Raw genomic sequence first — 21,709 nt, forward strand, 5'->3', positions numbered from 1 at the left:
AGCCGCAAGGGCAGGCCGGCGTGGTTTCCTGCGGCAAGAGCGTCCGGCCGTCAGGGCGTCACCACGATCTTTCCGTGCACGTGGCCCGACTGGCTCAGCGCGAACGCGTCGGCCAGCCGGGTGAGCGGGAACGCCTCCGCCACCCGTACCGACAGCTTGCCCTCGTCGGCCAGCCGGGCCAGCTCGGTCAGGTCGCTCGCGCTGGGGCGTACCCACAGCCACTGGCCGCCCGCCTCCGTCACGGAGTTGTCCGCGATGGAGGCGTGCCGTCCACCCTCGGCCAGGACGCCCAGCGTGGCGTCCAGGACGCCGCCGACGAAGTCGGCCACCACATCGACTCCCTTGGGAGCCAGCTCCCGCACCCGGTCGGTGAGCCCGTCGCCGTAGGCGACGGGCTCGGCTCCGAGCTCGCGCAGCCGGTCGTGGTTGGCGGGTGAGGCCGTGCCGATGACGCGCGCGCCGAGGGCGCGGGCGATCTGCACGCCGAGCGATCCGACGCCCCCGGCCGCGTTGTGGATCAGCACCGTCTCGCCCTCGCGGGTGCCGAGCCGGGTGAGCGTCTGGTACGCCGTGAGACCGGCCAACGGCAGGCCCGCCGCCTCTTCCCAGCTGAGCGAGGACGGGCGGCGGGCCAGGCACCGCACCGGCACGGTGACGAACTCGGCGAACGTCCCGCCGTGCACATAGTCCTTGCGGGCGTAGGCCATCACCTCGTCCCCGGCGGAGAACTCGGGCACATCGATACCGGCCCGTTCGACGACACCCGCGACATCCCAGCCGGGCACGACGGGGAAGACGGTGTCCATCAGAGCCTCGAGACCGCCCGCCATGATCTTCCAGTCGACCGGGTTGACCGCCGCGTGCCGCACCCGGACCAGGACCTCGCCCGGCCCCACCTTGGGCAGCGGCTGCCGGGTCGCGGACAGCACCTCCGTGCCGCCGAACCGGTCGTAGGTCATCGCCTGCATCGTCTCGCCGGTGGAGTTCCCGTCGGCCATGGTCGTCGCTCCCTTTCGGTCATCGGATCTCTTCGGTGTGCGGACGCTGTCGATCAGTCTCCGTCAGCAGTCACAGGAGTACGCATCCGCCTCGTACTCCACGCGTAACCCACTGCGGTGATCAGTAACGCGGTCGCCTCGCTGCGGGAGCCGGCTCCGCCGGTGGCGTGCTCACCGGCCGGCTCAGCGAGGCATCCCGGAGACCGGACACCGAAAGGCGGAAGGCGGAAGGCGGAAGGCGGCGGGGGATAATCGTGCGTATGAGCACTCGGCGCACCCCCGCGGCAGCCCCTGACCTGGCCTCTGTCGCCAAGCTCCTGGCCGACGGCACGCGTGCGGGGTTCTGCCTGGCCCTGCTCGACGGCCGGGCGTGGACGGCGACCGAGCTGGCCCGGCACACCGGGGTGGCTGCCTCCACCGCGACCGAGCATCTGAACGCCCTGGTACGCGGCAACCTCCTCGTCGAGGAGCGGCAGGGGCGGCACCGCTATGTGCGGCTCGCCGATCCGCACATCGCCGAACTGGTGGAGAGCCTCGCGGCGCTGGCCCCCGACCGGGCCGCGCCGCCCCGCTCGCTGTCGGCGGCCGGCCGGCGGCAGGCGTTGGCACACGCTCGCACCTGCTACGACCATCTGGCGGGCACCGTCGGTGTCGCGATCACCGAAGCGCTGACCGAACGGGGGCTGCTCGACTGGGAGAACGGGCTCCGGCTCACCGGCGAGGGAGATGCCTGGCTCCGGGAGACGGGGATCACCGTACCGGTCGGGACGCGGCGCCCTTCGGTGCGGTCGTGCCTGGACTGGACCGAACGCCGCCCCCATCTGGCGGGCGCCGTCGGCGCGGCGCTGTGCGGGCACGCGTTCGACGCGGGGTGGATCGCGCGGATCGGCACCACCCGCGCCGTGACCGTCACCCCGGTGGGGCGGCGCGCCCTCCACGACCACCTCGGCCTGCCGGACGGGCTGCTTCAGCCGAAGTGAGCCCTCACGGCTCGGGGGTCCGCAGCGGGAGCAGGTCGGGGCGTTTGGCCTGGACATGGTCGCCGGAGGACTCACCACGCAGCCGTCGCCCGATCCACGGCAGCAGGTACTGGCGGGCCCAGTACAGATCGTCCCGGCGCGAGGTGGCAGCGGCGCCCGGCGCGGCGGGCCAGGGCTCGTCCGGGCTCGTGGGCGGCTCGATGCCCAGCACTTCGGCGGCCCGCATCGCCACGCGGCGGTGGCCCTCGGGCGACAGGTGGAGGCGGTCCTCGTCCCACGCCCTGCGGTCCTGCACGGCGCGCAGCGACCAAAGGTCGAGCACCGGACAGCCGTGGCGGTCGGCGACCGCGCGCAAATGACCGTTGTAGGTGGCGATCCTGCCCCGCAGGTGGCGCAGCAGGGGGAAGTTGCGGGTGTCGAAGCCCGTACACACCACCACGGTGCCCACCGTGGTGAGGAGTTCGGTGAGCGCGGCCTCGTAGCGGTCCGCGAGAGCGTCCGGGTCGGAGCCGGGACGCAGGATGTCGTTGCCTCCGGCGCAGAACGTCACCAGCTCGGGGGCGAGTTCCTTGGCGCGAGGGACCTGCTCGGCGACGATCTGGTCCAGCAGCCGCCCCCGCACGGCCAGGTTCGCGTACCGGAAGCCGTCCGCAGCCCGCTCCGCCAGCAGCAGCGCGAGCCGGTCGGCCCACCCGGCGAACACTCCGTCGGGCCCCGGATCCCCGACGCCTTCGGTGAAGCTGTCCCCGATCGCCGTGTAGGAGGCGATAGGGGTTGGCGTATCCGATGACCACTTACCTGTCGCACCTGTCACGATACGCATTTCATCAGGGCAGCGGGGGCGGCGCGAAGGCGGGGGTCGGACCCCCGCCGGTGCACGGAGGTCCGTACCGGCCGGTGGACGGGGGCCGGCGCCGCCGGTGTGCGGGTGGCCCCGGACGGCTCTTGATCACGATAGGTTCGCAGTGTGAGCGCACGATTCGAAGAGCTCGACTGGCGGCCCACCGAGATGGGAGCCATCAGTCTGCGGCGCCGCCGGGACCCTTCCTCCGGCACGCACGTGTACGAGGTCAAGCTCGATGACGACTTCCTGATGACCAGCCTCTTCACCGAGGGGGAAGTCGCACTCGCCCGCCTCGGGCTTGCTGCGGCACGCGCCGGGGGCGAGCTGGACGTCGTCGTGGGCGGTCTCGGCCTCGGCTACACAGCGGAGGCGGCACTGCGGGACGAGCGGGTGCGCTCACTGCTGGTGGTCGAGGCGCTCGACGCCGTACTCGACTGGCACGAGCGGCACCTGGTGCCGGTGGGCGCCCGGCTGTCCGGCGACGCCCGATGCCGTCTGACGCACGGGGACTTCTTCTCCCTGGCAGCGGACAGCAACGGCTTCGACCCACGGACACCGCACCGGCGCTTCCACGCGATCCTGCTGGACATCGACCACTCGCCACGGCACGTGCTGCGGCCGAGCAACGCGGCGCTCTACGAGCCGGCCGGGCTGCGGCGCCTGGCCCAACATCTGCACCCGGGCGGGGCCTTCGCCCTGTGGTCCGACGATCCGCCGGACGAGGACTTCACCGGCGCGCTGTCCGAGGTGTTCGAGGGGGCAGAAGCACACACCGTCACCTTCGCCAACCCCGTGCAAGGCGGTACGTCGGCCAACACCGTCTACACGGCCCGCGCTCCGGTCGGGTAGCGCGCAGCGCTGTGGACCGGTCTCGGCGTTTGCCCGGCCGGGGTGCCCGCGCGATCCTGAAAAAGGAGGTACCTGCAAGCCAGAGGGGAAGAAGGTGCCCTTGATGCGCAAGGTTGCGGACTGCAGGGATTACCCGAGCGAGTCGAACTGCACACTCACCATCGCCGGTGAAGAGGACGAGGTCGTACAGGCCGCCGCCGAACACGCGGCTTCCGTCCACGGTCACACGGACACACCGGAACTGCGCGAAGAGCTGCGCAAGATGCTGAAGGACGAGAAGGCACCGCAGACCGCCTGAGCGTCCTCCCGCGCTCCCCCTGAAGGGATTCCGAGCGGCCCGGGCCACCGGGCCGCCGCTCTGTCAGCGCCTTTTCACTCCTCGCGGTCGCCCGGCCTCCCGATCCCCCGGGACGGTGGACAGCGGACGGCGAGGCGGGTGGAGGCTCAGAGCTTCCTGGTCATGAAAACGCTGTTCGGGTCGTGCGTGTAGTCGGCGAACGGCTCGCAGAACTCGAATCCGAACTTCTCGTACAGCCCGCGCGCCGGCCGGAAGAAATCGGCCGAGCCCGTCTCCAGGCTCACACGGGCGAAGCCCATGCCCGTGGCTTCGCCCAGGACGTGCTCCAGCAGCCGCGAAGCGACGCCGCTTCTGCGCCGTACCGGCCTGGTGCGCATCGACTTCAGCTCCGCGTGAAGCGGGTCGAGCTGCTTGAGGGCGCAGCAGCCGACCAGCACATCGCCGTCGAAGGCGGACCAGAACGTGGTCCCGGGCTTCCGCAGGCTGTCGAGATCCAGCGCGTGCTTGCTCTCCGGTGGTGTGAGGGACCGCATCTGACTCACGTGTTCCTCGAGGAACTCGGCTGTCTCGGGACCGGAGAGATCGTCCACCACGATCCGCAACTGGCTCAACTGCGCTCTCCTCCCCGCGCCGGAGACATCCCGTCACCGGTCCGCTGCTCTCTTCCGAAGCCGAGGCTACGCTCCGCCGGTGTCCGGGACAGCCCCCGGTCACGCCTTCGACCTGCACGGACAGCCCGTGACCGTCCCGGACAGCGGATTCCCCTTCTCCTGGCCCGCGTCCCGCCCCAGGATCTGTGCTGTGCGGCGCGACCGGTCGACCCTCAACCACGGGGGGTGAGGGACGACCGGTCCGGGCGGTGGCGGACGTCAGTCGGGGCGGACTCGATGCGGAACATCTGGTTACGGGCCGCGGTGCAGCGCTGCTCGACGGCCTCCGTGCCCTCGGCGGTGACGGGCCGCGCGATGCCGACACAGCGGCCCGCGTCCGTTCGCAGCGCGTACGTGTTCCGTCCCCGTACGGGTACGAGACGGAAGAGCTCGGCCTGGTCGCACGCGTCCCAGGGCTCCAGGAGGCCCTTGCCCGCTCCCGTGCCCAGGACCTTGAGGCAGCCGGTGCCGAACTCGGGGTGGTGCCACTGGATGCGGTACCGGCCGCTACCGGGCTCCGCGCGCAGTTCGGTCGTCTGGGGCCGGGTCCGGGTGCAGGGGCGCTGCACGGCGACCAAGGGAGCGTAGCGACGGTCGCGGACCAGGCCGTCGGTCAGACACAGGCGTGGTGCGGAGAGGGGGCGCAGCCGGACCGCGCCGCGCGGCACGTCGGCTGCGGTGCTCGCAGCTCCCGTCCCGGAGTCGTCGGCGGCCTTCCCGCTGGCGTCCGTGGCGGCGGCCGCGCCGGGAGGAGGCTTGCCACCGCCCGGCTCGTCACGGGTGCCGGCCACCGCGGCCGCTGCGGCGAGCAGCACCGCGACCGCGAGCGGCACCAGCAGGCGAGCACGCAGAAAGCGCCGCGCGGCCCCCCGACGGGGAGCGTCGGCCGAAACGGCGGTGGAATCGACGGAAGCGGAATCGGCCGCGGCGGAACCGGCGGTGTCGGCACGGGCGGCGTCGGCACGGGTGTCGCGCTGGGCGAGTTGGTCGCGCAGCCGGAGCCAGTCCGTCAGCCGCCGCTCGTGCCCGCAGGCCCGGACGAACGCGGCCAGCAGCTCGGGGCGGGGAAGTCGCCTGCCGCTGAGCATGGAGGAGAGTGTGCTGCGGGGAAGGTAGTCGCCAGCAGCGGCGGCACGCTCTTCCAGCTGCCGCAGCGTGAGGCCCGACGCCTCCTTGAGGGCCCGCAGACTCTCCAGGAACTCGGAGACGTCCTGAGCGTGCCGTAACCCGGTCTTCTCCTGGGAATCCATGCCGTACCCCTACCAGACGGGCGCCTGCCTTACCACTGGTTCTCTACCGGCTCCCCGCGGTCGCGCAGCAGGACAGGGCGGTCCGCCGGCGTACAGCCGTCCCACTTTTACGATCTTCAACAGCCGGGAACCGGCCGCTCGGTCATCCGTCCCCCGTGCAATTGGGCGAAGTGCGGCGGCCGGGATGCCGGGAACCGTGGCCGCGCGCGTACGAAGATTCGCGACGCGTAGGCTGGACCCATGGCTGACCCGAAACAATCCGAGCTCGACGCCCTGTACGAGGACGCGAACGCGGGCGTGATGGAAGCACGGCAGCGCGTGCGCGACGCGGCCGCCGGAAAGGACAGCGCCAGGCTCGACACCGCGCTGGACGAACTGGAGGCGGCGCTGGCCCATCGCGAGGCGGCGCGGCTCCGGACTCGGGAAGACGCCTGGATTCTCACCGCGCTGGGTGCGGCCAACGCGATCGATCCGGAGTTCCACGGCGGCGACCCGACGCAGGCGTCCGACGCCGACGACGCCGACGACGACACTCCGCTCGCCAGCTGAACGCCGCTCCCCCGCTCTCGTCGGCCGTCGGCCGACGGGTCAGCTTCCCCGGGGCGCGTACATGATGACGGCCATCCCGGCGAGGCAGATCAGCGCGCCGACGATGTCGAAGCGGTCCGGCCGGTAGCCGTCGGCGATCACGCCCCAGAGGATCGATCCCGCGACGAAGATCCCGCCGTAGGCGGCCAGGATCCGCCCGAAGTTGTCGTCGGTCTGCCAGGTCGCCACCACTCCGTACAGGCCGAGCGCGACCACGCCCGCACCGGTCCACAGCAGGCCCCGTTGTTCCCGGAGCCCCTGCCATACCAGCCAGGCTCCCCCGATCTCGAAGAGGGCGGCGACGGCGAACAAGGCGAGGGAGCGGGCGACGAGCACGGCGGGGTCTTTCCGGAAGGCGGCGGAGTGAGGCTTCCAGGATGCCTGTCTTCAGCGCGCGGCGACGAGATCGCCGGTCAGTGGGACGGCCGGAGCCCGGGTGTTGGAGACGAGGGTGAGCCGGAGCCCGAGTTGTTTCCACACGTCGGCGAAGACGGTCGCGATGTCATCCAGCCCCCAGGCGAAGTGTGGTAGGTCCACCGGAAGCTGCGCAGCGGGTCGCCGCCGCGCCAGCGTGCGTACGGCGAATGACAGAGGCTCGCCCAGCGGAGCGAGCCTTCCGGTCTGCGGAGCCACCACCCCGACGCACACCCGCGTTGCCGTCCCGGCCATCGTCATCACCGCTTCCGTGCCGCGTTGGCGATCCTGTGGTCCGGCGTCGCCCCAGTACGCCGGGCCCGCAGGGAACAACGCGCCGCAGTACGCCAAGTGCGGCCTCCATGGGGTGAATCCCAGCAAACCGTACCGTCGGTGCGTAGTGCGGAGCACCTGCCTGGTGTGCGGCATATGTTGTGAGAAGGCCCCGGCGGGGACATACTTCCTGGTCCGACGAGTGTGCGGAGAATCCGCGGGGGAACGGGGGACGGCCATGGTCGCGTGGCTGGTTTTCGGAGTGCTGCTGGTGCTGGTCATCGCGTGCATCACCTACTGGACGTCGAAGCCGTCCAGCCGCAACGCCCGCTCTTTCGGGCGGGGAGCCGGGTACGGCTACACGGGGCAGGCGTGGACGGCCGGTGACGGCGTGGACCACGAGAGCGGAGGCGGCGAGGGCGGAGGCGGCGACAGCGGCGGAAGCGGCGCCTCGTGCGGCGGCGGAGCCTCGTGCGGAGGCGGCGGGGGCGGCGGGTTCTGACCCGTGGGCGCCCGGCCGCGAGGCGGCGCGGCCGCGATCGGGACGAGCGCGGGGCCGCCAACGCAGTGAGCGGCTCCGCACCGTCACGACGAGCGGCGCCGGATCAGCTCCGTGGGCAGGAGCAGGCGCGGCTGGTCCTGCGTACTGTTCCCGCCCCCGGTCCCGGCCCGCCCTGGGGCGTCGTCCTGGGCGCGCGCCATCAGGTCGAGCAGCATCCGGACCATGGCCCGCCCCATCTCCTCGATCGGCTGCCGTACGGTCGTCAGCGGCGGGTCCATGTGCCGGGCGACGGCCGAGTCGTCGAAGCCGACGAGCGCCACGTCCTCGGGCACGTCCCGTCCGGTTTCGCGCAGCGCCAGCCGGGCGCCGGCCGCCATCACGTCCGAGGCGCAGAAGACCGCATCGACCTCCGGGTCCCTGCGCAGCAGTTCGAGCATGCCGCGGCGACCGCCTTCCTCGGTGAAGTCTCCCTCCACGACCAGGTGTTCGTCCGTCGGCGCTGTCGACCGGCCGGCGGCGCGGAGTGCCTCGTGGTAGCCCTCCAGACGGCAGCGGGCCACGTACATGTCCAGGGGCCCGGTGACGGTGGCGACCTTCCGCCGGCCGCGCCCGATCAGGTGCTCGACGGCCATCTGGGCGCCGAGCAGGTTGTCGGAGTCGACATAGGGCAGGTGCTCGGCGTGTGAGCGGCGGCCGCTGAGGACCGCCGGCATACCGACGTCGCGCAGCAGGTCGGGCAGTGGGTCGTCGCCGTGTACGGACACCAGCAGCACACCGTCGACGCGGTGTGCCGCGGCGTACTGGGCGAAGCGTTCGCGTCCGCGCTCGTCGCGGATGAGGGTCAGCAGGAGCTGCATGTCCGTGTCGCCGAGTTCGGTGCTGACGCCGCGCAGGATCTCGGAGAAGTAGGGCTCGGCGAACAGCCGGTTCTCCTGTTCGGGGACGACGAGTGCGATGGCGTCCATGCTTCCGGCCGCCAGTGCCCGCGCGGCGCGGTTGGGGACGTAGCCCAGCTCGGCGACGGCTGCCTGGACCGCGGCCCGGGTGCGTTCGCTGACCCGCGGCGAGCCGTTGATCACCCGGGAGGCCGTACCCCGGCCGACGCCCGCACGCGCGGCGACCTGCTCCAGGGTCGGTCCGGACTTCCCGGCGCCTTCCGCGCGGGCTGCTGGCATGGACGCGTCCTCCTTGCTCCAGTGCCCTGGCGGGCGCTCTTCCGGCCGCCCTGTCGGGCGCTTGGTTCTCCTGCCCTGGTGGGGCGGTTGCTCGTCGCTCCGGTGGGCGCGTTCGGGGCGGCCGGTGTGGTGTGTCGGGCCCATTGAACTACATCCCGGGCCGCTCGACCCCGGGAGCGCTCCCTTGACACAGACCTTGACGGGAGCGGCTGCCTCACGCATGCTGCAACGCATCGTTGGGAGCGCTCCCACGCTGCACATGCACGGAGCGGCTCCCTGCTCTTCGCGGGTCCGGGAGGGACGGCACAGCCATGCGTACGACCAGAAAGAGAACGATGCGGCACCCACTGAGCAGCCGACCCGTCGCCTACGGTCTCGCGGCCGTGCTGGGGGCGGGCCTACTGGCCGGGTGCGCCGAGGACGGCGGCGGCTCGGGAAGCGGTGACGGCAAGAAGACCATCTCCGTCGGAGTGTTCGGCGTCTTCGGCTACAAGCAGGCCGGCCTCTACGACGAGTACGAGAAGCTCCACCCCGGCATCCGGATCAAGGAGAACTCCACAGAGCGCAACGAGGACTACTACCCGGCCCTGCTCAACCACCTGACCGCCAACAGCGGGCTCAGCGACATCCAGGCCGTCGAAGTCGACAACATCAACGAGATCGCCGGCCGGCACGCGGACAAGCTCGTCGACTTCTCGAAGGCCGACGGGGTGGACAAGTCCGACTGGCTCGACTGGAAGTGGAACCAGGCCAGGTCCCGGAAAGGCCAGGTCGTCGGGCTGGGCACGGACATCGGCCCGATGGGTGTGTGCTACCGCAAGGACCTGTTCGAGAAGGCCGGGCTGCCCACCGACAGGGAAGAGGTCGGCGAGCTGTGGCAGGGCGACTGGGAGAAGTACGTCCAGGCCGGTGAGAAGTACATGAAGTCGGCGCCCAAGGGCACCGCGTTCATGGACGGTGCCGCCGGTCTCTACAACGGCGCCGTCTCCAGCTACCCGGTCAAGTACTACAACGCCGACGGCAAGCTGGTCTACAAGAAGAGCAAGGGCGTCCGGGAGTCCTGGGACCTGGCCATGCGTGCCGTCAAGGGCGAGATGACCGGCAAGCTCAAGCAGTTCGACAAGGAGTGGGACCAGGCGTACGCCAACGGCGACTTCGCCACCGTCGTCTGCCCGCCCTGGATGCTCGGCTACATCAAGGAGAAGGCCGGCGACAAGGGCGCGGGCAAGTGGGACGTGGCTGCTGCGCCCAAGCCCGCCAACTGGGGCGGCTCGTTCCTGACCGTGCCCAAGGGCGGCAAGAACGAGAAGGAGGCCGTCAAGCTCGCCAAGTGGCTGACCGCACCCGAGCAGCAAGCCAAGCTGTTCAAGAAGCAGGCCAGCTTCCCCAGCTCGAAGACGGCCTACGCGCTGCCCGAGGTGAAGGACGCCAAGCACGAGTACTTCGGCAACGCGCCCATCGGAAAAATCTTCTCCAGGGCCGCCGAGGGCATTCCCACCACCCCGCTCGGCCCCAATGACCAGGTCATCAAGACGACCATCTCCGACATCGGCATCCTCCAGGTGGAGCAGCAGGGCAAGAAGCCCGAGGAGGGCTGGAACGCAGCGGTGAAGAAGATCGATGACGTCGTCGAGGACTGAGCCGCTCCCCCGCGTCCAGGAGGACGGGCTCACCGCTGGGGCGGACGGCGACCGCGAGCGCTCCCAGGAGCGCCGCGGCCGCCGGCGCCACCGGTGGGACGCCCGGTGGAGCCCCTACGCCTTCATCGCACCGTTCTTCGTCTTCTTCGCCGCCTTCGGCCTCTTCCCGCTGCTGTACACGGGCTGGGCGTCGCTGCACCGGGTCTCGCTGCACGATCCCTCGCACATGGAGTGGGTCGGGATGCGCAACTTCTCCCGGCTGCTGGAGGACGACTTCTTCTGGAACGCGCTGCAGAACACCTTCACCATCGGCGTGCTCTCGACGGTGCCGCAACTGCTGATGGCCCTGGGCCTGGCGCATCTGCTCAACTACAAGCTGCGCGGGTCGATGTTCTTCCGTGTCGCCATGCTCACTCCGTACGCCACCTCGGTCGCCGCGGCGACGCTGGTGTTCACGATGCTCTACGGCCGCGACTACGGGATGATCAACTGGGGCCTGGAGCTGGTCGGCATCGACCACATCGACTGGGAGAACGGCACCTGGACCTCGCAACTGGCCGTCTCCTCCATCGTCATCTGGCGGTGGACCGGCTACAACGCGCTGATCTACCTCGCCGCCATGCAGGCCGTCCCCGACGATCTGTACGAGTCGGCGGCGCTGGACGGCGCCAACCGCTGGCAGCAGTTCCTGCACGTCACCATCCCCTCGCTGCGGCCGACGATCCTGTTCACCGTGGTCGTCTCCACCATCGGCGCGACGCAGCTCTTCGGTGAACCGCTGCTGTTCGGCGGCTCCCAGACCGGTGGCGGCTCGCACCAGTACCAGACGCTGGGCCTGTACCTGTACGAGCAGGGCTGGTTCGACTTCCAGCTCGGCCGGGCCTCCGCCATCGCCTGGACGATGTTCCTGATCCTCATCGTGATCGGCCTGCTCAACTGGCTGATCGCCAAACGACTCAACAAGACCCACTGAAGGGGGCGGGACATGCTGCCGACCACGGCTCAGCGCCGCGCCCGTGCGGCCGCCACACCGGCTGTCGGAACGAGCACCACCACAGCGGCGGAATCCCCGGCGGGAACACCTCCCCGCAAGGCCACCCGGAGGGCGGGCAGTGCCGGGAAACACCTGCACGCGGGGCGGATCACCTACGGCATCCTGCTGCTGTTCACGGCCGGCTCGCTCTTTCCGCTGCTCTGGACCGCCATCGCCGCCTCCCGGGACAACCAGCGGCTGGCCGAGACGCCGCCGCCGTTCTGGTTCGGCGGCAACCTGCTGACCAATATGACCACCGCGTGGCAGGACGCGAACATGGGCAAGGCGCTGCTCAACACGACGTTCGTGGCGGGCACCATCGCGCTGAGCACCGTCCTGTTCGCCACGCTCGCCGGGTACGCCTTCGCCAAGCTCCGCTTCCGCGCGAAGAACGCACTGCTGCTGATGGTGATCGGCACGATGATGGTGCCTCCGCAGCTCAGCGTCGTACCGCTGTTCATGGCGATAGCCGAGCTGGAGTGGACCAATCAGCTCCAGGCGGTCATCCTGCCGATGATGGTCAACGCCTTCGGCGTGTTCTTCATGCGGCAGTACCTGGTCAACGCGCTGCCGACCGAGCTGATCGAGGCCGCGCGCGTGGACGGCGCGCACAGCCTGCGCATCGTCTGGCACGTCGTCTTCCCCGTCGCCCGGCCCGCGATGGCGGTGCTGGGGATGCTGACGTTCGTGCTGGCCTGGAACGAGTTCTTCTGGCCGATCATCGCGCTCACCCAGGACAACCCCACCGTCCAGGTTGCGCTGACCGGGCTCGGCCAGGGCTACGTGCCCGACGAGTCGGTCATCATGGCGGGCGCTCTGCTGGGCACCCTGCCGCTGCTGGTCGCCTTCGCGCTGTTCGGCAAGCAGATCGTCGGCGGCGTCATGCAGGGGGCCGTCAAGGGCTGACCCGATCCCGGACGGCACCGGAGCCGTGGGACCCGGTGCCGTGCGGCCGGAGCCGTGAGGGAGGCCGTGTGGGGCGGCTTTCCTCACGGCTCCACCTCCGGCTCTCCGCCCGTCTCCCCTTCCCTCCCCTCCACTCCCCTCACTCCACACTCCGGTACTCCACTCCCGCTCTCCACTCCCCGCTTTCCCTCCCCCTCCGGCACATCCGCACCATGACGAACCAGGGCACCGCTGTGCCCGCACCAACTATGGGAGCGCTCCTATGACATCCGTGCAGGCTGATACCGCGGTGGACACCACCGCGCCCCTCCGCTTCCCCGCCGGCTTCCTGTGGGGCGCTTCCACCGCCGCCTACCAGATCGAAGGCGCGGTACGGGAGGACGGACGCACCCCGTCCATCTGGGACACCTTCTCCCACACCCCGGGCAAGGTGGCCGGCGGCGACACCGGAGACGTGGCCTGCGAGCACTACCGCCGCTACCGGGACGACGTCGCGCTGATGGCCGAACTGGGCCTGGGCGCCTACCGCTTCTCCGTATCCTGGTCGCGCGTCCAGCCGACCGGACGCGGCCCCGCCTCGCAGCGGGGGCTCGACTTCTACAGGGCGCTGACCGACGAGCTGCTCGCCGCCGGGATCACGCCTGCTGTGACCCTCTACCACTGGGATCTGCCCCAGGAGCTGGAGGATGCCGGGGGCTGGCCGGCGCGGCAGACCGCGTACCGCTTCGCGGAGTACGCGCAGCTCGTCGCCGAGGCCCTCGGTGACCGCGTCGAGCTGTGGACGACTCTCAACGAGCCATGGTGCAGCGCCTTTCTGGGCTACGGCTCAGGTGTGCACGCGCCCGGCCGTACCGACCCCGTCGCGGCGCTGCGTGCCGCGCACCACCTCAACCTCGGCCACGGACTGGCCGTACAGGCGCTGCGCACGGCGCTTCCGGAAGGCGCCCGGATCAGCGTGAGCCTCAACCCGGCCGCCGTACGGCCCCGTACCGAATCCCCGGCCGACCGGGACGCCGCCCGGCGCATCGACGCCCTGGCCAACCGGGTCTTCACCGGCCCCATGCTGCACGGCAGGTACGACGAGGACCTGCTGGCGGACACCGCCCACCTCACCGACTGGGCCTTCGTCCAGGACGGCGACGCGGCACTCGCCCGTCAGCCACTCGACGGGATCGGAGTGAACTACTACACACCCAGCGTGGTCTCCGCCGTACCGGAGGGCACCGTGCCCGAGCGCAACGACGGACACGGCGGCGGCGAGCACTCGCCCTGGCCGGGAGCCGACCGGGTCGCCTTCCACCAGCCGCCGGGCAACCGGACGGCCATGGGCTGGAGCATCGACCCCAGTGGCCTGACCGAGCTGCTGCTGCGCTTCCACCGCGAGGCCCCCGCGACGCCGCTGTACGTGACCGAGAACGGTGCTTCCTACCCCGACGCGCCCGACGCCGACGGCCGGTTCCACGATCCCCAGCGCATCGACTACGTCCACCGCCATCTGCGGGCCGTGCACCGGGCCATCCGGCAGGGCGCCGACGTACGGGGCTACTTCATGTGGTCGCTGATGGACAACTTCGAGTGGGCCTGGGGATACGACAAGCGCTTCGGACTGGTGCACGTCGACTACGAGACCCAGCGCCGCACACCCAAGTCCAGCGCTCACTGGTACTCCAGCATCGCCCGCACGGGAGAGCTGCCCCCGGAGTGAGCCAGGGGTCACTGCCGTGCTACGGCTCCCCGTCGTAGACCAGCAGCCCGTCCTCGCGCAGCCGGGCGCCGGGGGTGGGCGGATGCTCGGTGAGGCGGCCGTCGTGGGCGAGATGCAGCACGGGCCGCCCCCGGGCCAGCACCGCGAAGTCGGCGATCAGCCGCCGGTGGCAGCGCCACCACACCGACTCGCCGCACAGCACGGCCGTGGGCTGCTGTGCGGCGTCGCGCAGCAACTCGTCCATGGCGGCGAGGAACTCGGGGCTGCGGGTGTGACCGGCGTAGCCGCGGAAGGAGGCGTTGCGCCAGAAGGTGTCCGGCGCGTCGGGCGCGGCCCGGCGGAAGCCGCCGAGCCGCCGCTCCCACCGGTAGCCGACGCCCTCGGCCGGCAGCCACTCGCGCAGCGCCTCCCGGTGCACATCGGGGTTGCGCCGGCTGCCGGGCGCGGTGCGTACGTCCACCACCGATCGCACCCCGGCGCCGTGCAGCAGCCGGGCCAGCTCTTCCCGCCCGGCGGTGCCGTGGCCCAGGGTCAGCAGCGGCTGGACGCTCTCCACCCGCCCAGGATGACACGCGGCCCCAGCGCTCGCGCAGGCCCGGCACCTGGGGCAGCTTGTCCACGAGTCCGGTGGCCACCAGCTGGCGGCGCGCCCTGCTCAGTCCGGCGCCGCCGCCGCCGATCACCACCACGTCGTAGCCTCCTGCCGGCTGCTGGATCGTCTCGACCACCTCCGCCACCGACCTTGCGACCACCCGAGGGCGAGCAGCAAATTCCGTTGCCGATCTGGCAAACTGGAGACATGGACGACGATCTGGACCAGGCCCTCGACGCGGTAGGCCCCCGGCTCCGGGCGCTGCGGAGACAGCGCGAGACCACGCTGGCCGAGCTGTCGGCGACCACGGGCATCTCGGTGAGCACGCTCTCCCGGCTGGAGTCCGGCGCCCGGCGCCCGACCCTCGAACTGCTGCTGCCGCTGGCCAGGGCCCACGGGGTCACGCTCGACGAACTCGTCGACGCGCCGCCCACCGGTGACCCGCGCATCCACCTGCGTCCGGTCTCCGCGCACGGGATGACCCTGCTGCCCCTGACCCGCCGGGCCGGTGGCATCCAGGCGTACAAGCTCGTCATCCCGGCCGGCACCGCCGGCAAGGAGCCAGAGTTGAAGACCCACGACGGCTACGACTGGGTCTATGTCCTCAACGGGCGGCTGCGGCTGGTACTGGGCGAGCACGATCTGCAGCTCGGCCCGGGCGAGGCGGCCGAGTTCGACACCCGGGTCCCGCACTGGTTCGGCGCCGCCACCGCGGAGCCGGTCGAGATCCTCAGCCTGTTCGGCAGACAGGGTGAACGCGCCCACCTCCGCGCCCGCCCCAGCTCGGCGGGCGCGGCAGGCTCGGCGGGCGCGGCGGGTGCGGCCGGCACGTCGGCCTCGGCCGACGAGGGCTGAGCGCGGTGCCGGGCTGCGCGGTTGGTCAGCTCGCGGGATTGTGTGCGAGCACTGCTTCGATGAGCCCCGGCTCCCCCTGCGGGAAGTCCATGGGAACGATGCCCAGCCCCGTACGCCCGGCCATCTCGGACCCGTTGAGGAAGTCCTTCACCTGGGGGTTGAGCCGGTCCGCGTTCCACTCCGGCGGGAGTCCTGCCGCGGTGCTCACGAAGTTGACGTAGAAGGGGCCGGGGTGCGCCGCGGCCTCACGGAACTGCTCCGTGATCCTGCGGTACTTGGCGAACGGCTCGGCCTGGTAGTCGTCCTGGACGTCGAAGATCCCGGAGTCGGCCCAACGCACCCCGGGCAGCCCGCCGTTGTCGGCGAGCAGCACGACCTTGCCGCGCGCCTCGCCCAGCGTCGGCAGGGTGTCGGCCAGCCGGAAGAGGGAGCGCCAGCCCTTCTGGTCGAGGTACACATCGAAGATCCGGCGGAACTCCTCGTCGCTGACCGTCGAATACTCCTGCTTGACCCGCATCAGCACCGTCTCGCCCGGGTGCGCGGCGAGGAAGTCACGGCAGGCGATCAGCACGTCCCCGAACATCAGCTGCTGGAAGAAGGCGCCGTGATGGATGGCGAACACCCCGTCGATGGCCCGACAGCGGACGTCCAGAAACCGGATTCCTGCCGCCAGTTGGTCGGCGATCGACGTGTCCTGGCACTCGACCCAGGCTCCGCCGTGCCGCGCACCCGAGTCGTGGCTGCCGGGTATGGTCAGCGAGCGCAGCGCGGTCGACGCCGCCAGCGGCTTCATCCAGTCCTGCGGTGCCTGGCGGGTGCGGGTGCGGGTCCCGCTCCGCGCCGTGGCGACACCGCTGCCGCCCGCGTACGCCAGCATCCCCGCCGCCGGCAGCACGGCCGCGCCTCTCAGGAATCCCCGCCTGTCCATGTCCGAACTCCCCCCATGTGTTCCGGCCGACGTCGGTGGACATCTTGGTTCACGCCGCGACGCGGGGGAAGGGTGCGTCGGGAGGGGTGACCGTTCGACCGCACGCCCGTGACGGGACCACGACATGTGCCGCCCGCCACCGCCCCGGTCGGGCGCCGGGGAGCCTGAGTGGCCGTCAGCTGCGCGCGCCGTACGATCGGCGGGAAGGCAGTGCGCGGGGAGGCGGGAGAGGGCGGAGAGACACCATGGACGCGCAGCAGGACGCGGAGCCCGGCGCCGGTACCGTGGCCTTCCGGTCACCCACCGGACGCTGGGTGCTCCTGGCGACCGTCCTGGGCTCGGCCATGGGTTTCCTCGACGCGACTGTCGTCAATGTGGCGCTGCCGGTGATCGGACGGGACGTCGGCGCCGGGGTGTCCGAACTGCAGTGGGTGCTCGACGGCTATCTGCTCACCCTCGCCGCGCTGATCCTGCTGGGCGGCTCGCTGGCGGACCGCTACGGGCGCAGGCGGGTCTTCACCCTCGGGGTCGTCTGCTTCACGCTCCCCTCCGTCCTGTGCGCCGTGGCGCCTACCGCGGAAGTCCTCATCCTCGCCAGAGCCCTTCAGGGCATCGGTGCCGCGCTGCTCACCCCCGGGAGCCTGGCCATCATCCAGGCGACCTACCGCACCGGCGACCGGCCCGCGGCCATCGGCGCCTGGTCGGCGCTCACCGGGGTGGCCTCGGCACTCGGTCCGATCGTCGGCGGCTATCTCATCGACGCCTTCTCCTGGCGGTGGATCTTCCTCATCAACGTCCCGATCGGCGTCTTCGTCATCGCGGCCACCGCCCGCCGGGTCCCCGAGAGCAGCGACCCGGCCGCCACCGGCCGACTGGACCTACGGGGCGCCGGGCTGGCCACCGTCGGGCTGGCCGGAGTCACCTACGCGCTGATCGAGGGGCCGCGCGGCGAGTCCCCCGGCTGGCTGACCGTGGCCGCGCTCGTCGTCGGCATCGCCGCGCTCACGGGCTTCGCCCGGACGGAGAGCCGTGCGGCCCACCCGATGCTGCCCCCCGGCGTCTTCACGGCCCGTCAGTTCCTCAGCGCGAACGCCGTCACGTTCGTGGTGTACGCGGCGCTGGGCGGTGTCTTCTTCCTGCTCGTCGTCTTCCTGCAGACCTCACTCGGCTACAGCCCGCTGGAGGCCGGGGCTGCCTCGCTGCCGGTGACGCTGCTGATGCTGGCCCTCTCCTCGCGGGCCGGGACGCTGGCCCAGCGGATCGGCCCGCGTGTTCCGCTGACGGTCGGACCGCTGCTGCTGGCCTCGGGCATGCTGCTGATGCTCCGTATCCCGGTGGGCGAGAGCGGTGCGGGTGGCTACGCCGCCTCCGTGCTGCCCGCTGTCCTCGTCTTCGGGCTCGGCCTGGCCACCACCGTGGCGCCGGTCACCGCGACGGCACTGGCCGCGGCACCTTCCGAGCACTCCGGCGTGGCCTCAGGGGTCAACAACGCCGTCTCCCGCGTGGCCCAACTCGCGGCCGTCGCCGCCCTTCCGGTACTCGCCGGGATCAGCGGCGGCGACTTCCAGGACCCCCGTGCCTTCGCCGACGGCTTCCGTTCCGCCATGCTCATCACCGCGGGGCTCGCGGTGGCCGGAGCGGTTCTCGCCTTCGCGACGATCCGCAGCGATGTACTGGCGCCCGCGCCGGAACCGGTGACGGAGCCGGGTTCCCCGTACGAGTGCCCGATGGCGGGCGCCCCGTTGCGGCCCGCGCCCCCTCACGAGCCGGACCGCGGCATCCCCTCATCGGAACAGGACCCGCAGGACGGGCCCTAGTCGAGGCTGTCGTCGTCCCAGTCGACGGCGGGCTGGAGGACGGGCCAGGTCGTACGGCCCATGCCGTGCGGGCACGTCCAGGTCGCGACGCCGTTCAGCTCGGCGGCGACGGCGGGGTGGCCGTGGCCGGGGCACGGAGGGCCGGCCACGCCGCCGGTCTCCTCCAGCACCGCGTCCTGGAACCGGTCGGCCAGCAGCACCACCGCGTCGGTCTCGCTCGTCCCCGCGTCCAGTTCCACGGAGACGGCCGAGCCGTCGGCGAAGCTCAGCGTGGCCTCGATACGGGCCCGCCCCGGCCCGGCCATGGTCTCTTCGGCTGCTTCGGCCCCGCCGGCAGGGAGCGCGCCGCCCTCCTCGTCCCAGACCAGTTCGAGGGAGGATTCGAAGGCGGATTCCACGCCCGCGCCCCCGCCCCTGTCCTCGGGAGGCTCCACGTTCCCGTCGCCGGGGCGCTCGCTCACGGCGAGTGTGGCCCCGGACGGTGCCCCCACCTGCCGGAGGACCGATTCCGCCCAGCGGCGGACGAGCTCGCGCGTCGCCTGCCGCCCCGTCTGCCGCCCGCTCATCGCCACTTCTTCCCGCATCCGTCGCTGGTCCAGGGCAAGTTACCGGTGCCGGTCCGGCCGCCGCGGACCAGGGCGACGGCCACCGTACGGCAGCTCCGCGTCGACATCCCTGGTTCTCCCTCGGGCGCTGTGGTCGGTCGTCACCGTGGGCGGCCGCGACGAGCGCGATCGTACAGCCGCGGCAGCGCTGAGCCGCTGTCACACACCGTACGCCGCCGGGGTGTCGTCCTCCGGCCGCCGGTGCCCCGTACAGCGCGCGAGCCACACCCGGGCGACCCGCGGGTGCCGCGCGTGCCGGTGCGGCGCGCGTAAGTTCGTCGTCGCGGAACCGTCTCGGACAGCGATGGGGTCGATGGGGGCCGGATGCGCGTTTCTGCGTACGTCATCGTGCCGGCGAGCGTGCTCGTCGTACTGGCCGCGCTGCTGGGGTCCGTCCCGCTCTCGCACGCCCGCGACGGAAGCACCGCCGGGTCACGGGCCGCGCCGGCGGACGAGGCGGTGGGCGGGCCGGTGACCGCGCCGGGGGTCAGCCGGGGATTCGACCAGCCCGCACGGGGCTTCGCACCGGCCGACACCGTGCTGCTGCGCAGGACACCCCGAGAAGTGGGGCTGAATCCCGCACCCATCGACGCCTTCCTCCGCCGGCTCGCAGACTGGACCGACCCGGCGCGCGGTGCCGGGTATCTCTTTTCCGGGGCCACCGCGCTGCTGGCGCACGACGGTGCCGTCGTCGCCCGGCACGCGAGCGGTGACGCCGTGCGCTACGCACGCCCGGGGGTCGAGCTGCCCCCGGGTGAGCGCGTACCGGCCCGCCCCGACACCATCTACGACCTGGCGTCGCTCTCGAAGCTGTTCACCGCCCTCGTCGCCATGCAGCAGGTCGAGGCCGGGCGGCTGCGCCTGCACGTGCCGGTCGCCCGCTACCTCCCCGCGTTCACCGCCGACGGGAAGGGCGGCATCACCGTCGAGCAGCTCCTCACCCACACCTCTGGACTGCCCGCCACCCCCCGGACCCCGCTGTGGGAGGTGAGCGGCGGGCTGTCCGCGCGGAAACAGACGATCCTCCGCGCCCGGCCCTTCGCCCGGCCCGGCACCCGGTACCGCTACTCCGACCTCAATCTGCTCAGCCTGCAGCTGGTGCTGGAGAAGGTGACCGGCGACCGTCTCGACACCCTCGTACGGGAGGGCATCACGGAGCCGCTGCGGATGCGCGACACGGCCTACAACCCGCCCGCCGCCTGGCGCCCCCGCATCGCCGCGACCGCGTACGCGCCACGCCCAGGGACGGGCATGCTGCGCGGCTCGGTGCACGACGACAACGCCTGGGCCATGGGCGGCGTCGCCGGTCATGCCGGGCTCTTCTCCACCGTCGATGATCTGGCGGTGCTCGCGCAGACCCTGCTCAACGGCGGTACGTACCGGGGCCGGCGGATTCTCGGCCCGCACTCCGTCGAGCTGCTTGGGCACAACTACACCGCCCGCTTCCCGGGGGACGCGCACGGCCTCGGCTTCGAACTCGACCAGCCCTGGTACATGGGCGGACTCTCGTCCCCGCAGACGCTCGGGCACACCGGCTTCACCGGCACCTCGCTGGTGATCGACCGGCAGTCGCGCTCGTTCGCGATCCTGCTGGCCAACCGGGTGCACCCCAAGGACGAGACACCGTCCACCAACCCCGCGCGCCGCGCCGCGGGCCAGGCACTCGCCCGGTCCATCCCGGTGCGGGCGCCCGGCGGCGGGCGCTCGTGGTTCGACGGGCCGACGGACGGCGAAGGGAGCGGGGGCGAAACAGGCGGGCAGGGCGGCACACTGACGTCCGGGCAGCTCATGGGGGTCGCTCCGGGCCGCACCACCCGGCCGCGTGACAGGGCCGGACAGCTCGATACGCGCGGTCCGCTGCACATCCGCTACGACGCCTTCGTCGACACCGACACGAGTGACCTGTTCGTGCTGGAACGGAGCACCGACGGCGGCCACACCTGGCAGCCGGTGCCCCGGACCGCGCGGTCGGGATACCACCGCCGCACCTGGCAGCGGGTGCGGGCCACCCTGCCGGCCGGCCCGTATCCGCAGGGCCTGCGGCTGCGCTGGCGCTACGCCGGTACCGCACTCTCCGGGGGCCGGGGCGTGAACCTCTCTGGTGTGCTGGTGACGGAAGGGACGCGGGTGCTGTTCAACAGCGACTGTCCCGACGCCCCGCTGACCGCGCGCGGCTGGCAGCCGTTGCCCCGGCCCTGGCCGCTGGCGGCCGCGGCCGGACTCCCCTACGGCGGGGCCCCTTTCGGCTGCCGGTAGGCCATCGGCTCGCGCCTGAGCATCTCGTAGGCGGCCGCGGTCACCGCACCGTAGACCAGGTGCGGCACCAGGTCCGCCAGCCAGTCGGCCGGTCGCCAGGTACGCGGCTGTGAGACCTTCAGCAGCGCAACCGGCAGGTCGGAGCCCGCCATCGCGGCCAGGCCCGTGGCGAGCCCGGCCAGCGGCAGCGCCGGGCGCCATGGGAGCGCGCGAGAGGCGCCGTACAGCGCGCCGACGCCGACGCCGGTGAGGATGCCCAACAGCGCGCCCGCCGCCGAGGCGCGGTTCTCCCGCGCCTCGGCCCCGCCCGGTACGGGCACGTGTGTGCGAGCGCTGAGCCGGTGGACGACGTCCTCGGGTGTGGAGCTGGCGCCCCGGCCGCGCACCGCCATGTCCAGGTACGTGACGGTGTTGAGTGCGGTCGTACCGACCGCACCGGCGACGATCCCAGCCCATGTCCGGCGCATCATGTGCCCGCCGTTCCCGGGACGACCGCGTTCTCAAACCCCGCCTACGCCGTTGCCGGTTGCCCCACCGGGAGAGCTCGCGAC

23 protein-coding genes are annotated in these 21,709 nt (G+C 71.8%); 12 read left to right on the forward strand and 11 right to left on the reverse strand.

What is annotated here, in order from left to right:
• Positions 1–50: 50 nt before the first annotated feature.
• The gene (locus JW592_RS01585) at positions 51–968 is read right to left on the reverse strand and encodes an NADP-dependent oxidoreductase (RefSeq protein ID WP_209263135.1); all 918 of its coding nucleotides are present in this window, start codon (positions 966–968) and stop codon (positions 51–53) included.
• A 290-nt stretch (positions 969–1,258) separates the two neighbouring features.
• Between JW592_RS01585 and JW592_RS01590 the strand changes: the two genes are divergently transcribed.
• Positions 1,259–1,978 carry an ArsR/SmtB family transcription factor gene (locus tag JW592_RS01590; protein WP_209262979.1) on the forward strand — a complete coding sequence of 240 codons (720 nt, stop codon included), beginning with the start codon at positions 1,259–1,261 and terminating at the stop codon, positions 1,976–1,978.
• A gap of 4 nt (positions 1,979–1,982) precedes the next feature.
• Here the strand turns inward: JW592_RS01590 and JW592_RS01595 are convergent, their stop codons facing one another.
• On the reverse strand, positions 1,983–2,801 hold the full coding sequence (locus JW592_RS01595; RefSeq protein ID WP_209262980.1) for an SGNH/GDSL hydrolase family protein: 819 nt from the start codon (positions 2,799–2,801) through the stop codon (positions 1,983–1,985).
• Positions 2,802–2,945: 144 nt separating this feature from the next.
• Here JW592_RS01595 and JW592_RS01600 point away from each other — a divergent pair, with 144 nt between their 5' ends.
• Together JW592_RS01600 and JW592_RS01605 are read left to right on the forward strand one after the other, a co-directional pair.
• The gene (locus JW592_RS01600; RefSeq protein WP_209262981.1) at positions 2,946–3,671 is read left to right on the forward strand and encodes a polyamine aminopropyltransferase; all 726 of its coding nucleotides are present in this window, start codon (positions 2,946–2,948) and stop codon (positions 3,669–3,671) included.
• Between the two features lie 103 nt (positions 3,672–3,774).
• Entirely contained in the window at positions 3,775–3,969 is a 195-nt protein-coding gene (locus JW592_RS01605; protein WP_209262982.1) for a DUF1059 domain-containing protein, read from the forward strand.
• A gap of 146 nt (positions 3,970–4,115) precedes the next feature.
• Here the strand turns inward: JW592_RS01605 and JW592_RS01610 are convergent, their stop codons facing one another.
• Together JW592_RS01610 and JW592_RS01615 are read right to left on the reverse strand one after the other, a co-directional pair.
• Positions 4,116–4,571, reverse strand: a complete 456-nt coding sequence (locus tag JW592_RS01610; RefSeq protein ID WP_209263136.1) for a GNAT family N-acetyltransferase — start codon at positions 4,569–4,571, stop codon at positions 4,116–4,118.
• Positions 4,572–4,792: 221 nt separating this feature from the next.
• Positions 4,793–5,869 carry a helix-turn-helix domain-containing protein gene (locus tag JW592_RS01615; protein WP_209262983.1) on the reverse strand — a complete coding sequence of 359 codons (1,077 nt, stop codon included), beginning with the start codon at positions 5,867–5,869 and terminating at the stop codon, positions 4,793–4,795.
• Positions 5,870–6,109: 240 nt separating this feature from the next.
• Here JW592_RS01615 and JW592_RS01620 point away from each other — a divergent pair, with 240 nt between their 5' ends.
• Positions 6,110–6,418 carry a hypothetical protein gene (locus JW592_RS01620; protein ID WP_229374980.1) on the forward strand — a complete coding sequence of 103 codons (309 nt, stop codon included), beginning with the start codon at positions 6,110–6,112 and terminating at the stop codon, positions 6,416–6,418.
• A gap of 39 nt (positions 6,419–6,457) precedes the next feature.
• Here JW592_RS01620 and JW592_RS01625 read toward each other — a convergent pair whose 3' ends face one another.
• Together JW592_RS01625 and JW592_RS01630 are read right to left on the reverse strand one after the other, a co-directional pair.
• A complete protein-coding gene (locus JW592_RS01625) occupies positions 6,458–6,793 on the reverse strand; it encodes a YnfA family protein (protein ID WP_209262984.1) in 336 nt (111 codons plus the stop codon).
• Between the two features lie 51 nt (positions 6,794–6,844).
• A complete protein-coding gene (locus JW592_RS01630) occupies positions 6,845–7,132 on the reverse strand; it encodes a hypothetical protein (RefSeq protein WP_209262985.1) in 288 nt (95 codons plus the stop codon).
• A 250-nt stretch (positions 7,133–7,382) separates the two neighbouring features.
• On the opposite strand from JW592_RS01630, the gene JW592_RS01635 reads away from it, so the two are divergent.
• Positions 7,383–7,646, forward strand: a complete 264-nt coding sequence (locus tag JW592_RS01635) for a hypothetical protein (protein WP_209262986.1) — start codon at positions 7,383–7,385, stop codon at positions 7,644–7,646.
• Between the two features lie 83 nt (positions 7,647–7,729).
• Here the strand turns inward: JW592_RS01635 and JW592_RS01640 are convergent, their stop codons facing one another.
• Positions 7,730–8,821 (reverse strand): LacI family DNA-binding transcriptional regulator, encoded by a 1,092-nt coding sequence (locus JW592_RS01640; RefSeq protein WP_209262987.1) that lies wholly within the window; start codon positions 8,819–8,821, stop codon positions 7,730–7,732.
• Between the two features lie 311 nt (positions 8,822–9,132).
• On the opposite strand from JW592_RS01640, the gene JW592_RS01645 reads away from it, so the two are divergent.
• From JW592_RS01645 to JW592_RS01660, 4 genes are all read left to right on the forward strand, one after another.
• Positions 9,133–10,461: an ABC transporter substrate-binding protein gene (locus JW592_RS01645; protein WP_209262988.1), complete on the forward strand. Its 1,329-nt coding sequence runs from the start codon at positions 9,133–9,135 to the stop codon at positions 10,459–10,461.
• On the forward strand, positions 10,442–11,434 hold the full coding sequence (locus tag JW592_RS01650) for a carbohydrate ABC transporter permease (protein ID WP_209262989.1): 993 nt from the start codon (positions 10,442–10,444) through the stop codon (positions 11,432–11,434). The genes JW592_RS01645 and JW592_RS01650 overlap by 20 nt, the downstream gene beginning before the upstream one ends.
• Positions 11,435–11,446: 12 nt before the next feature.
• Positions 11,447–12,400, forward strand: coding sequence for a carbohydrate ABC transporter permease (locus tag JW592_RS01655; RefSeq protein WP_209262990.1), 954 nt, complete (start codon positions 11,447–11,449; stop codon positions 12,398–12,400).
• Between the two features lie 262 nt (positions 12,401–12,662).
• On the forward strand, positions 12,663–14,105 hold the full coding sequence (locus JW592_RS01660) for a GH1 family beta-glucosidase (RefSeq protein ID WP_209262991.1): 1,443 nt from the start codon (positions 12,663–12,665) through the stop codon (positions 14,103–14,105).
• Between the two features lie 19 nt (positions 14,106–14,124).
• Here JW592_RS01660 and JW592_RS01665 read toward each other — a convergent pair whose 3' ends face one another.
• On the reverse strand, positions 14,125–14,661 hold the full coding sequence (locus JW592_RS01665) for a DUF488 domain-containing protein (RefSeq protein ID WP_209262992.1): 537 nt from the start codon (positions 14,659–14,661) through the stop codon (positions 14,125–14,127).
• A gap of 243 nt (positions 14,662–14,904) precedes the next feature.
• Between JW592_RS01665 and JW592_RS01670 the strand changes: the two genes are divergently transcribed.
• Entirely contained in the window at positions 14,905–15,552 is a 648-nt protein-coding gene (locus JW592_RS01670; RefSeq protein WP_209262993.1) for a helix-turn-helix domain-containing protein, read from the forward strand.
• 25 nt (positions 15,553–15,577) lie between these two features.
• Here JW592_RS01670 and JW592_RS01675 read toward each other — a convergent pair whose 3' ends face one another.
• Positions 15,578–16,480 carry a phosphatidylinositol-specific phospholipase C gene (locus JW592_RS01675; RefSeq protein ID WP_209262994.1) on the reverse strand — a complete coding sequence of 301 codons (903 nt, stop codon included), beginning with the start codon at positions 16,478–16,480 and terminating at the stop codon, positions 15,578–15,580.
• A gap of 245 nt (positions 16,481–16,725) precedes the next feature.
• Here JW592_RS01675 and JW592_RS01680 point away from each other — a divergent pair, with 245 nt between their 5' ends.
• The gene (locus tag JW592_RS01680; protein WP_209262995.1) at positions 16,726–18,297 is read left to right on the forward strand and encodes an MFS transporter; all 1,572 of its coding nucleotides are present in this window, start codon (positions 16,726–16,728) and stop codon (positions 18,295–18,297) included.
• On the opposite strand, the gene JW592_RS01685 is transcribed toward JW592_RS01680, so the two are convergent.
• Complete coding sequence (locus JW592_RS01685; protein ID WP_209262996.1) at positions 18,294–18,863, reverse strand: hypothetical protein; 570 nt, start codon at positions 18,861–18,863, stop codon at positions 18,294–18,296. The two genes, JW592_RS01680 and JW592_RS01685, sit on opposite strands and share 4 nt — an antisense overlap.
• 363 nt (positions 18,864–19,226) lie before the next feature.
• On the opposite strand from JW592_RS01685, the gene JW592_RS01690 reads away from it, so the two are divergent.
• Positions 19,227–21,158 carry a serine hydrolase domain-containing protein gene (locus JW592_RS01690; protein WP_209262997.1) on the forward strand — a complete coding sequence of 644 codons (1,932 nt, stop codon included), beginning with the start codon at positions 19,227–19,229 and terminating at the stop codon, positions 21,156–21,158.
• On the opposite strand, the gene JW592_RS01695 is transcribed toward JW592_RS01690, so the two are convergent.
• Entirely contained in the window at positions 21,128–21,628 is a 501-nt protein-coding gene (locus JW592_RS01695) for a hypothetical protein (protein ID WP_209262998.1), read from the reverse strand. The two genes, JW592_RS01690 and JW592_RS01695, sit on opposite strands and share 31 nt — an antisense overlap.
• Positions 21,629–21,709: the final 81 nt, after the last annotated feature.

It is taken from the genome of Streptomyces spirodelae, from assembly GCF_017676385.1.
In the GTDB taxonomy this organism is placed as follows: Bacteria; Actinomycetota; Actinomycetes; order Streptomycetales; family Streptomycetaceae; genus Streptomyces; species Streptomyces spirodelae.